At 75.9% G+C, this 10,823-nt stretch carries 9 protein-coding genes; 4 read left to right on the top strand and 5 right to left on the bottom strand.

The features are described 5' to 3' along the window. Positions 1-2,923: VIT and VWA domain-containing protein (locus MNY60_RS22235; RefSeq protein WP_242361914.1), on the bottom strand; the 2,923-nt coding region annotated here is incomplete at its 3' end. A 210-nt stretch (positions 2,924-3,133) separates the two neighbouring features. Between MNY60_RS22235 and MNY60_RS22230 the strand changes: the two genes are divergently transcribed. From MNY60_RS22230 to MNY60_RS22220, 3 genes are all read left to right on the top strand, one after another. Next, a complete protein-coding gene (locus MNY60_RS22230; RefSeq protein ID WP_242341142.1) occupies positions 3,134-3,619 on the top strand; it encodes a hypothetical protein in 486 nt (161 codons plus the stop codon). A gap of 223 nt (positions 3,620-3,842) precedes the next feature. After that, positions 3,843-4,100 (top strand): winged helix-turn-helix domain-containing protein, encoded by a 258-nt coding sequence (locus MNY60_RS22225; protein WP_242341141.1) that lies wholly within the window; start codon positions 3,843-3,845, stop codon positions 4,098-4,100. Between the two features lie 279 nt (positions 4,101-4,379). Continuing rightward, complete coding sequence (locus tag MNY60_RS22220; protein ID WP_242341140.1) at positions 4,380-5,126, top strand: exodeoxyribonuclease III; 747 nt, start codon at positions 4,380-4,382, stop codon at positions 5,124-5,126. A gap of 18 nt (positions 5,127-5,144) precedes the next feature. On the opposite strand, the gene MNY60_RS22215 is transcribed toward MNY60_RS22220, so the two are convergent. Further along, the gene (locus tag MNY60_RS22215; protein ID WP_242341139.1) at positions 5,145-6,002 is read right to left on the bottom strand and encodes a DUF72 domain-containing protein; all 858 of its coding nucleotides are present in this window, start codon (positions 6,000-6,002) and stop codon (positions 5,145-5,147) included. Between the two features lie 145 nt (positions 6,003-6,147). Here MNY60_RS22215 and MNY60_RS22210 point away from each other — a divergent pair, with 145 nt between their 5' ends. Beyond that, a complete protein-coding gene (locus tag MNY60_RS22210; protein WP_242356749.1) occupies positions 6,148-7,080 on the top strand; it encodes a GGDEF domain-containing protein in 933 nt (310 codons plus the stop codon). Between the two features lie 54 nt (positions 7,081-7,134). Here MNY60_RS22210 and MNY60_RS22205 read toward each other — a convergent pair whose 3' ends face one another. From MNY60_RS22205 to MNY60_RS22195, 3 genes are all read right to left on the bottom strand, one after another. Beyond that, on the bottom strand, positions 7,135-8,616 hold the full coding sequence (locus MNY60_RS22205) for a TolC family protein (RefSeq protein WP_242341137.1): 1,482 nt from the start codon (positions 8,614-8,616) through the stop codon (positions 7,135-7,137). A 151-nt stretch (positions 8,617-8,767) separates the two neighbouring features. Further along, positions 8,768-9,244 carry a MarR family winged helix-turn-helix transcriptional regulator gene (locus MNY60_RS22200; protein WP_242341136.1) on the bottom strand — a complete coding sequence of 159 codons (477 nt, stop codon included), beginning with the start codon at positions 9,242-9,244 and terminating at the stop codon, positions 8,768-8,770. 34 nt (positions 9,245-9,278) lie between these two features. Next, the coding region (locus MNY60_RS22195; RefSeq protein ID WP_242361912.1) for a tetratricopeptide repeat protein at positions 9,279-10,823 on the bottom strand (1,545 nt) is incomplete at its 5' end.

Below are 10,823 nucleotides of genomic sequence, written 5' to 3'. Positions count from 1 at the left end.
CGGGCGCGAGCGCCGTGCCGAGCGCGAGGGCGAGGAGCTCCGCGCGACGGCGGCCCTGGCGAGCGGCCCCGAGGCCGAGGAGCGCCGCGGCGAGGCCGGCCGCGCCGAGGGCGAGGAGCGCGAGCCCGGCGCCGGCCCCCGCGAGCAGCATCGGACCCGCTGCGTCCGGCGCGCCCGGCGGGGGGAGCGGGAGGAGCGTGAGCGCCACCCTGCGGCGGCTCACGTTGCCCGCCGCGTCGGAGGCCACCACCTCGAGGTCCGCCGCGCCCGCCCCGGCGCCGGCCGGGACGTGGAGCTCGGCCACCCAGGCCCCGAGCGGCCCCTCCATCCGCGCCCGCGCGAGCTCCCCCCACGGCGCGCGCACGAGCACCTCCTTCACCTCCATCGCGCCCTTCACCGCGTTCGCGAGGCCGCCGGGGCGCCTCGAGAGCGCCGGGAGCCGGGAGACGGCCAGCGACGGCTTGAGCGCGAGGCGGATCGCCTCGCCGGGCGCGGCGGTCGCCGGCGCGGAGAGCACCGCGATCGAGGCGGGCGTCGTGTCCACGCGGATGGGGGCGGTCCGCTCCTCGCGCCGGCCGTCCGCGTGACGGATCGTGATCCGCGCGTCGTAGCTCCCGTCCGGCCAGGCCGGCGGGACGAGGAAGCGCAGCACGAAGTCGCCCCGGAGCGGATCGCGGATCGCCTCGCGCGGCGCGGCCTCGAAGGGGAGCGCGACCGACACCGAGCGCGCTCCGGGCGCCGCGACGCGCAGCTCCGGGTCGCCGGGCTTCACGCGCGCGGGGGCGAGGTCCACCTCGGAGGCGGGACCGAAGATGCCCTCATGGGAGACGCCCTCGGGGAGCTCGTTCGGCACGAGCGCCTGCGCGAGCGGCAGCGACGGGTCGACGCGCAGCGCCCGCTCCACAGCGACGAACGAGGTGTAGGGCGTCACGAGCTTGAAGCGCAGCGCGAGGGCGACCGTCTCCTCGATGGCGGACGCCGGCGGCGCCATGGGCTCCGCGGTGAGGAGGTCCTCGATGCGGCGGCGCGCCCAGAGCGTCCCGAGGATCGGCTGAGCCGTCCCCTCGCCCGCGTCCACCCGCGCCTCGGCGACCTCGATGCGCGAGGCCCACGGCGCCTCGCCGAGCCGGCCGCGCAGCACGAGGTGCGTCGGCGCCCCGCGCCGGACCCGCCCCGCGACCACGAGCGGCTGCCCGGCGAAGAGATCCGGCAGGCGCGCCGGCAGGAGCTCGGTCACCTCGGCGCCCTCGAACCCGACCTCGAGATCGGTGAGCACCGGCCGGTCGATCCGCTTGAAGAGGCGCGCCACCGCCGCGTCCGGCGCCTCGTCGAGCGACACCACCTCCGAGGCGCCGCGTCCGGCCCGGCCCACGCCCTCCACGAGGTAGCGGTTCACCGACGTGCCGATGCCGAACCCGAACACCCGCGCCCGGCCGCGGAGGGCCTCCACCGCGTGGATGATCTCGGTCTCGTTGCCGATGAAGCCGTCGGTGCAGAACACCACCATGCGCAGCCTTCGCGGGTCCTCCGGCGGCGTGAGCGCGGCGCGGACCCCCTCGAGCATCTCGGTGCCGCCGCCGCCCTGGAGCCCGGCGAGCCACGCCTTCGCGCGCGCCACCGCCGAGGGGGTGGCGGGGAGCGGCGCCTCGCTCATGGCCTGCGCGGCGCCGTCGAAGGCGACGATCTGGAAGGTGTCGTCCGGCCCCATCGCGTCGAGCGCGCGCAGGACGAGCGCGCGCAGCCGATCGAAGGGCGCGCCCATCATCGAGCCCGACTTGTCGACGAGGAACACGAGCTCCTTCGGGCGCACGAGCGCGGGCGCGATCTCCGCCGGCGGCTGCACGAACAGCATGAGGAAGTCCTCGCCCTTCTCGCGCTGCACGACCGCGTGCGCCGCCGGCGCGGCGCCCGCAGGCCGCCAGGTGAGGACGAAGTCCTTGTTCGGGATCCGGTCGTCCTCCGCGAGGGCGACGATCCGCGCGCCGCCGGGCTCGAGCCCGGTCACGGCGCGATGGCTGCGCGTCTCGACGTCGTCGAACGCGCCCCCGGGGACCAGCCGGACGAGGATGTCGACGTCGTGGCCGGAGCGCGTGCCCGGCGGCACGACGGGGGGCGTCACGCGCGACGCGTCGGGGACGCGATCGGTGTCGGGGGCCCAGCCCGGGCCCGCGGCGCCGGCGGCGAGCCGCTCGCCGGGCACGTAGCGCGGGCCGATGGTGGTCGGGAAGTGGAACGCGTAGCGCCCGTCGTCGAAGGGGACCTCGTGGACGTAGCGCAGCACGACCGCGACGGTCTCTCCGGGCGGCACGTTCGCGACCGACTGGGTGAACAGGTTCGGCCGCTCCTGCTCGGTGAGCGCGGCGGTGCGGCCCTCGCGCTTCGCCGCCTCGTACGTCCGGCGCGCCTCCTCGCGGCGGCGGACCTCCGAGAGCACCACCCGATCGCCGATGCGGAACAGCATGTCCGTGACCGCGGCGTTGGCCGGGAGCGGGAACGCGTAGATCGCCTCGAGCCGGTCGGACGAGGGGTTCGCGTAGAACTGGGTCACCTCGACGCGCGCCACGTTCCCCGTGACCTGCGCGACGACGCGGGTGTGGACGAGGGGGAACTCGAGGAGCGCCTTCCCGTCGGGGGTGCGCCCGGTGAGACGCGGCGTGAACATCGCCGCCGCCTCCTCTCCCGCGGCGGCGGGCGAGGGCTCGAGGGTCTCCGTCGAGGGGAGCGCCGCGACGAGCGCGGCGAGGCGGACGAGGTCCGCGCGCGGCAGCCGGGCGCGCTCCCCGGCAGTCGCGGCCGGGGGCGGCGGCGGGTGGGCGGTGGACGGGACGTCCCGCGGCGCCTGGCGCGAGCAGGCGAGCGCGAGCACGGCGAGGACGGTGACGAGGCGGGAGCGGTTCGGGTGCAAGGCGGACGACGGGCGCATTGGGCCCTCCATTCCCCGCTCCGGTGAGCAACGGCCGTGCCCCGCACGAATTCGCGGTGCGCCAGGGCATTCCGCACGCTGTGTCCAGCCGGCCACGTGGCGGAGGACGGGGAGACGCGGGCCGGCCCCGGGGCGCGCGCGCGAAGCGTTGAAGATGGACGCCTCCCTCGCGACATTGACGTCGAGGTGCGGCCAACGGAGGGAACGACGATGGGGATGCTCGACGCGCTGCTCGAGGGGCTCGGCCGGGAGAGCTTCGAGGACTTCACGCGCCGCTGGGAGCGGGGCGCTCCCTGGGACGCGCTCAGGGACGAGGAGACGATCGCGAACTACGACCGCGTGGCCGACGAGATCGGCCCGGCGGAGTTCCAGGAGGCGGCGCTCGCGAGCGTCGAGCGGCTCTCGCCGGAGGAGCGCCGTCGCTTCGTGTCGGAGCTGCAGCGCAGCGCGCGCAGGGCGGACGTGAACTATCCCGGCGTCCACGACGAGGGGCTCGAGGAGCCGCAGGCGCTCGCGGCGCTCCTCTCGCGCATGCACGGCGAGCGGCGCGGCATGATCCGCCAGCTCCTCGCCGCCAACGAGTCGACGCCCGCCACGAGCGGCCTCCTGTCGAGCCCGGTCGCCGGAGCGGTCCTCGCCGGCGTCGCCGTCATGGCCGTCCGCCAGTTCACGAACCGCTCCACCCGCAAGCGCTGATGGTGGCCGGCGAGGTGTCGAGGATCTCAACGCCCGGTCCCTCGCGACCGTCGAGCAGTCGAGACCGCCAGGCCGCGCCGGTTCACCTGCAGCGGAACCCCGGTGGAGCCCCTCGCGTGCCGGTCCCCTGGTGCGGTGGGTCCGTGTTGGGAGGTGCTGCACCCAGCGTGCGACATTAGACCGCTGGTCATTCGCTCCGCCGCGCGACGCGCGGCTCCGCGCCATGTCGACCTTCGCCCGCCGGCTCTCGCTCTGGAAGCTCCTCGCCACCTCGACCGAGCCGCTCTCGCTCGCGGACCTCGCGCGCCGCTGCGGCGTGTCCAAGAACACCGCGCAGCGCGACCTCGACGCGCTCTCTGCGGCGGGCGTGGGCGTCGTGGAGGAGCGCCGCGGGCAGCGGCTCTACTTCAGCCTGGCGCCGGGCGAGTGGGCGCCCTCCGCCGGGCACAGGTCCGCTGCTCGGAGCGAGCGGCGGCGCTGACCGAGGACCCCGAGGCTACTCCCGGCAAAACACCACAGGCGACCACCCCATTTGCTGGAGCGGTGGTGTGATACCAAGGGATCCGCCGGGGGGGAGGGCCGTGACGGGCGCAAGCGCGCCGCGCCACGGCCCTTTTTTGTTGCCTGCCGCGCTTTCGGCCAGGAACGCGCGGCCCGCCAAGGACGTGCGTGCGGCGAATGGGCCCGTTCTTATGAAGGGCCCTGATGGCGGCCCTCGCTCGGGCTCCAGGTGCGCGGGTGAGGCCAGGGAGGGGCGAGCTTGAAGATCGGCACCTGGAACGTGAACGGCATCCGCGCGCGGGAGGCGCAGGTCGCGGAGTGGATCGCGCGCGAGCGGCCGGACGTGGTCTGCCTGCAGGAGATCAAGGCGCCGCCGGCGCGCGTTCCCCCCTCGCTCTGCGAGCTCGAGGGCTACTGGTGCCTGTGGCACGGGGCGACCGCGTACTCCGGGGTCGGCCTCCACGTGCGGCGCGAGCTTGCGCCCGAGCGCCCCGCGTTCACGCACCCCGACTTCGACCTCGAGACCCGCATCGCCGTCGCCGAGGTGGCGGGCGTCACCGTCGCGTCCGTGTACGTCCCGAACGGCGGCAAGGACTTCGCTGCGAAGCTCCGCTTCCTGGAGGCGCTGGATCGCTGGGTGGAGGCGGCGTGCGCCGCCGGCCGCCCGCTCGTCATCGCCGGCGACCTGAACGTCGCCCGCACCGACCAGGACGTCCACCCCAAGGAGCGGAAGGCGGGCGCCATCGGCCAGCGCCCGGAGGAGCGCGCCCTCATCGAGCAGATCCTGTCGCACGGCCTCGTCGACCTCGGCCGCGCGATGGATCCCAAGAACGAGGGGCTGTTCACCTACTGGGCGCCCTGGCGGAACCTGCGCCAGCGCAACATCGGCTGGCGGATCGACTACGTGCTCGTGAGCGCCGCGCTCGCGAGCCGGGCGACGCGCTGCGCGGTCCTCGCCGACTTCGGCACGAGCGATCACGCGCCGGTGGTCGCCGAGCTGCCGTGAGCGAGCGGGGGGCCTCCCTCAGACGAAGGGGCGGAGCGCCTCGGGATAACGCGCCACGAGCCCCGGCGGCGCCTCCACCCGCCGGCGCCTCACCATGGCCTCGAGCATCGTGGCGTTCGCGGGCGCCTTCCCCTCGAAGTGGTTGTTCGTGACGACGTAGACGTCGGGCTGCGCCGGGGCGGCCTCGAGCGCGCGGATGCGCTCGACCCAGGGCTCGAGCTCGCGCGCGGTGTAGAGGTAGTCGTAGCGGGCATCGCGGCCCGCGTCCTTCCGGAACCAGTCCTTCCAGTTCCTCCCGTGGACCCTCACGTAGGCGACCGCCGAGGTGACGGCGGCGCCGGGCCGGATCGAGCGGTGGAAGAGCGGCTGGTCGACGTTCACGATCCCGACCGCCGCCTCGGCGAGCTCGGCGTGGACCTCCGGGACGTCCCACGAGTCGTGGCGCACCTCGAGGACGAGCGGCAGCCCCGCGAAGGCGCGGAAGAGCCCGCGCAGCCACTCCTCGTTGCCGTCCGTCCGCTTGAACGACCAGGGGAACTGGAGCAGCGCCGCCCCGAGCTTCCCGGCCGCGTGCAGCGCGTCGAGCGCCGCGCGCGCCTCCTCGACCTCCTTCGTCCCGTACGGCTCCCCGCGCTCGTGCGTGAAGCGGCGCCAGACCTTCGCGCCGAAGCGGAACGTGGGGACGTCCGCGACGCGCTCGAGCCAGCGCGCCGCCACCTGCGCGGAGAACGGCCGGTAGAAGGTCGCGTTCACCTCCACCGTCCCGTAGTAGCCGGCGAGGAAGCGGAGCCGGTCGAACCCGCGCGGCTCGGGCCTGGGGTAGACGATCCCGCCCCAGTCCACGTACTCCCACCCCGCGGGCCCGAATCGGATCACAGGCCCTCCGCGTAACACCGCGCCCCGCCTCGCGGCAGGGCTCGCCCGGGTTCCAGCCATTCCGCCTCGTCGTGCGGCCCCGGGACTCCTCGCCGGTCGCTGTCCGGGGTCCTCCCGGAGTAGAATCCCGCGCGGGGGTGGGACCATGCCGGCGAGGCCCGAGGAGAAGGAGCGCACCTACACGGCGCTGCCGAGCATCGCTGCGGCGTCGGAGCGGCACGGCTTCTTGCTCGTGCTGTCGGGGCCGCAGTTCGGGGACGTCTTCCCGCTCGCTCCAGGCCGCGAGGTGACCATCGGCCGGCGCGAGGACGTGGACCTGCGCATCGTGGACGAGGCCGTCTCGCGCCTGCACGCCGCCGTCCGGATCGAGGGGGCGGGCGCGGTGCTCCGCGATCTCGGCAGCGCGAACGGCACCTGGGTGAACGGGCGGCGCGTCGTCGAGGAGAAGCTCGACGACGGCGCCCGCGTCCAGATCGGCGGCGCGACCACCCTCAAGTTCCTGTGGGCGGACGAGCTCGAGGCCCGCTGGCAGATGAAGATCGCCGAGGGCGCGCTCCAGGATCCGCTCACCGGCCTCTTCAACCGGCGCCACCTGGAGGAGCGGCTCGCCTCCGAGCTCGCCGCCGCACAGCGCCACGGGCGCGAGCTCTCGCTGCTCCTCGCCGACGTCGACTTCTTCAAGGCGGTGAACGACCGCCACGGCCACCTCGCCGGCGACGAGGCGCTCAAGATGGTCGCCTTCGTGCTGCGCGGCGCGATCCGGAAGGAGGACGTGCTCGCGCGCTACGGCGGCGAGGAGTTCGTGGTCGTCGCCCGGGAGACGGGGCTCCAGGGCGCGCGCGCCCTGGGGGAGCGGATCCGCCGCGCGGTCGAGCGGAGCCGCTGCGCGTGGCACGGCCACGACCTGGGCCTCACCGTGTCGATCGGCGTGACCGTCTCGATCGGCCTCGCGGAGTACGTGGCCGGCCGCAGCGATCGGGAGCTGCTCGAGGCCGCGGACCGCGCCCTGTACCTCGCGAAGCAAGCCGGGCGGAACCGCGTCGTCGCGATCCCGCCCGGCGCCGCCGCGGTACCTTGAGGCGCGGGCCGGCGCCCCGCGGTTTGCGAGGCGCCGGATCACGCTCCGTTGCCGTCAGCGCTGCGGCGCGGGCGGCGCGACGGAGCCGGGCGCCGGCGCGGGCGCCGGCGTCGAGGCGGGCGCCGGCTGCGCCTGCGGACGGCGGAGCGGGTCGAACTCCCCCGCCACCTGCAGGAGCCTCACCGCGGCGAGCTGGGCCGAGAGCGACTCCGTCGTGAGGGCGATCTCCGAGTTCCGGAGCTGCGCCGTCGCGTCCGCCTGCTCGACGGCCGTCGCGGCGCCGGCGCGGTACGACACGTCCACGAGGCGCTGGTTCTCGGCGGCGAGGTCGCGCTGCTCCTTCGCCTTCGCGGCGTTCGCGCGGGCGCTCTCGAGGTCGAGCGTCGACTGGCGCACCTGGGCGCGGACGCGGGCCTCGGTGCTCGCGGCGCTCGCCTCCGCCTCCGCGATCCGCGCGTTCCCCTCGCGGATCTGCGACTCGCGCAGGCCGCCGTCGAGGAGCGTCCAGGACAGGCCGAGCCCGAACGCCCACTGGTCGTTCTGCCCGGTGAAGCCGGCGGCGTTCTGGATCTGGTAGCGCCCGAACGCGGCCACGTTCGGCAGGTAGCGGCCCACGGAGGCGTTGCGGCTCGCGCGCTGGAGCTCGACGTTCCGCCGCGCGGCCTGGAGGTCCACGCGCTCGCGCAGCGCCCCCTGCTCGAGCACCGTGAGGTCGTCGGGGAGCTGCGGCTCGGGGGGCGCGGTCACCTCGAAGTCGACCGGGCGGTCGAGCAGGGTCGCGAGGCCGATGCGCGCCGACTCGTAAGAGTTGCGGGCGCGGCGCAGGTCCTGCTCCGCGCGGGCGCGGTCGATCTCCGCGCGCAGGAGGCCGACCTTCGCGATGGTGCCGGCCTGGTAGCGGACGCGGGCGTCGTTCTCCTGGCGGCGCGCGATCTCGAGGAGCCGCTCGGAGACCTCGGTCGACTGCTTCAGCGCGGCGACGCCGTAGTAGGACTGGGCGACGCCGAACACGATGTCCCGCCGGACGTTCTCGATGGTGAGGCGCGAGACGGCCTCCGCCTTCGACGCGGCGCGGATCCCGAACGCGAGCGCGGGCGAGAACAGCACCTGGTTCGCGTCCACCTGGCCGGCGAGCTGATCCTTCGCGACGATCGTGATCTCCGGGCTGCCCGCGCCGAACGTACCGGCGGGGAGCACGGCCGCGGGCTCGTTGCGCGTGTAGGTGCCGCTCGCGTTCACCTGCGGCAGGTAGCGCGCCCAGGCCTGCACGGAGATCTCGTCCGCCTGGCGGAGCCGCGCCGCCGCGGCCTTGAGGTCGAGGTTGCGCGCGGCGGCGAGCTGCAGCGCCTGCTCGAGCGTGACGATCTCGCCGGCAGGCGTCGGCTGCGGCGTCGGCTGCGGCTCCAGGCTGGGCCCTGCGCCCTGCGGCGCCGGCTGGCCGGCCTGCGGCTGCGGCGCGGGCGCGGCGCTCCGGGACGGCTCCGGCGCCTGCGCCACCGCGAGCGCGAGCACGGTCACTGCGATCACTGCGTTCATGTCTCCTCCCGCCGGACGGCGTGGATGCGTGGTGCTACCTCGCGCCCGCCTGCGAACGCCGCCCCCCAGAAGGGGTCCGGCCGGTCGCGCCGGGCGGGCGCGGTGAAGGGGTCTCTGGCCGCATCTCGCGGCCCGGAGCTCGGGGCGCGCGTCATCTCCCGCCGCCCTCCTCCGGCGCGCCCAGGCGGACGACGAGCCGGTCGACGATCCGCGCGAGGGCCTTGCGGTCCGCGGGATCGAGCGCGCCGAGGATCGCGGCGAACTTGTCCTCGATGTCGGCGTCGATGCGGCGGAAGAGCTGCTCTCCCCGGGGGGTGAACCGGGCGCGGACGACGCGGCGGTCCGCGGTGTCGCGCTCGCGGCGCAGGTGTCCGTCGCGCTCCAGGCGGTCGACGATCCCGGTGACGGTCTTCTCCGTCACCGCCACGCGCCGGGCGAGCTCGCCCATGGTGAGCGGGCCGTCGTGGCCGATCCAGAGGAGCGCGTGGATCTGCGGCGGGGTGAGCTCCAGCTCGCCGCAGCTCGCGGCCACCGGGTCGCGCAGGGAGCGGCGCCGCGCGAGCGCGATCACCTGCTCGCGGAGCGCCCGCGCCTCCCGGCGAAGCCCGGCGTCGGAGATAGTCCGCATTGCGGACCGTCTCTATGCCGGGTGGTCCGCGCCGTCAAGGGGAAGCGACCGGGCGCTCCGGGGTCCCGCCCAGATCCTCGATCTCCCCCTCGATGTCCTTCCGCTCCTCGGCGTCCGGCCGCAGCGCGAGGAAGGCCTTGAACTCCTCGATCGCCCGCCGCCGCTCGCCGCGCTCCTTGTACAGGTAGCCGAGGTAGTAGTGCGGCATCGGGTTGTCCTTCTCCTCGCGCGCCGCCCGCTCGTACCAGGGGAGGGCCGCGCGCTCCCCCTCGGCCTCGTGCAGCGCGCGCCCGAGGCGGTAGATCACCGGCACCGCCTTCGGCTCTACCCTCAGCACCTCCCGGAACACCTTCGCGGCCTCCTCGGCCTTGCCGAGCCGGAGCTGGCAGTCGCCGAGCGCGATCCGCAGGCGCGAGAGGCGCGGCGCGGCCGCGATCGCCTTCTCGTAGGCGCCGATCGCCGCGTCGCAGCGACCGTTCGCGGCGAAGAGGAGCGCCATCCGCTCGTGGGGATCCGCGCGCCGCGGGTCGGCCTTCGCGGCGCCGCGGTAGGCCGCGAGCGCCTCCTCGAGCGCGTTCGCGCGCTCGAGCGCGGCGCCGAGGTGGAGCTGGTGGTCGGCGTTCGAGGGCTCGAGCTCGACCGCGCGGCGCAGCTTCGCCACGGCCGCCGGGGTCTCCCCCTTCGCGAGGAGCGCGCGGCCGAGCCACTGCTGCGCCTCGGCGAGCTGGGGCGCCTCGGCGGCGGCGGCGGTGAGCCGCTGCACGGCGCCGTCGGCGTCGCCCCGCTCCAGCTTCACCGCGCCGAGCCGCACGAGCGCGCCCGCGTTCCGCGGCTGGAGCTCGACGGCCGCCTCGAGCGCCTTCTCCGCGCCGGTGAGATCGCCGGCGGCCCAGAGCAGCGCGCCGAACGTCACGTGCCCCTCCGCGTCGCGCGGGTCGAGGGTGAGCGCGCGCTCGAGGCGCGCCCGCGCGCCGGCCGCGTCGCCGCGTGCGAGCGCGATGCGCGCGAGGCCGGTCTCGGCGGCGGCGCACTCCGGATCGACCGAGAGCGCCCGCCGGTAGGCGGCCTCCGCGCCGGCGTGATCGCCCTGCGCTAGCGCGAGCTCGCCGCGCGCCGCGTGGACCGCCGCCACGCGCGGGCCGCGCTCCACCGAAGCGGCGAGCTCGGCGGTCGCGACGTCGAGCTGGCGGCGGGTGACGGCGATGCGGCCGAGCGCGAGCCGCGGCTCCCAGGCCGCGGGGGTCTTCGCGGCGACCTCGCGGTAGAGCGTGACCGCGTCCTCGATCCGCCCGGCGCCCTCGAGCGCGGCCGCCTTCGAGAGCGAGAGGGCCGCGTCCCCCGGCGCGGCCGCGAGCGCTCGGTCCGCGAGCGACAGCGCGTCGAGCGCGCGGCCCGCGGCGGCGAGCGCGCGCACGCGCACCGCGGCGAGCGCCGGGTCCTTGTCGGCCGACCCCGCCACCGCCTCCGTCGCCGCGACCGCGCCGGCCGGATCGCCGTGGGCGAGGCGGTGGCGCGCGAGCGCGGTGCGGGCCTCCGTCGCGAGCGAGTCCGCGGCGATCGCCGCCTCCCAGGCGCGATC

Source organism: Anaeromyxobacter sp. SG17 (assembly GCF_022690695.1).
Taxonomy (GTDB): Bacteria; Myxococcota; Myxococcia; order Myxococcales; family Anaeromyxobacteraceae; genus Anaeromyxobacter; species Anaeromyxobacter soli.
This window is presented reverse-complemented; position numbering and strand designations above follow the sequence as displayed.

Excerpts from the sequence above, each read along its gene's own strand:
- MNY60_RS22230 (WP_242341142.1), top strand. The coding sequence starts at position 3,134 with ATGGGGATGCTCGACGCGCTGCTCGAGGGGCTCGGCCGGGAGAGCTTC.
- MNY60_RS22225 (WP_242341141.1), top strand. The coding sequence starts at position 3,843 with ATGTCGACCTTCGCCCGCCGGCTCTCGCTCTGGAAGCTCCTCGCCACC.
- MNY60_RS22210 (WP_242356749.1), top strand. The coding sequence starts at position 6,148 with ATGCCGGCGAGGCCCGAGGAGAAGGAGCGCACCTACACGGCGCTGCCG.
- MNY60_RS22205 (WP_242341137.1), bottom strand. The coding sequence starts at position 8,616 with ATGAACGCAGTGATCGCAGTGACCGTGCTCGCGCTCGCGGTGGCGCAG.
- MNY60_RS22200 (WP_242341136.1), bottom strand. The coding sequence starts at position 9,244 with ATGCGGACTATCTCCGACGCCGGGCTTCGCCGGGAGGCGCGGGCGCTC.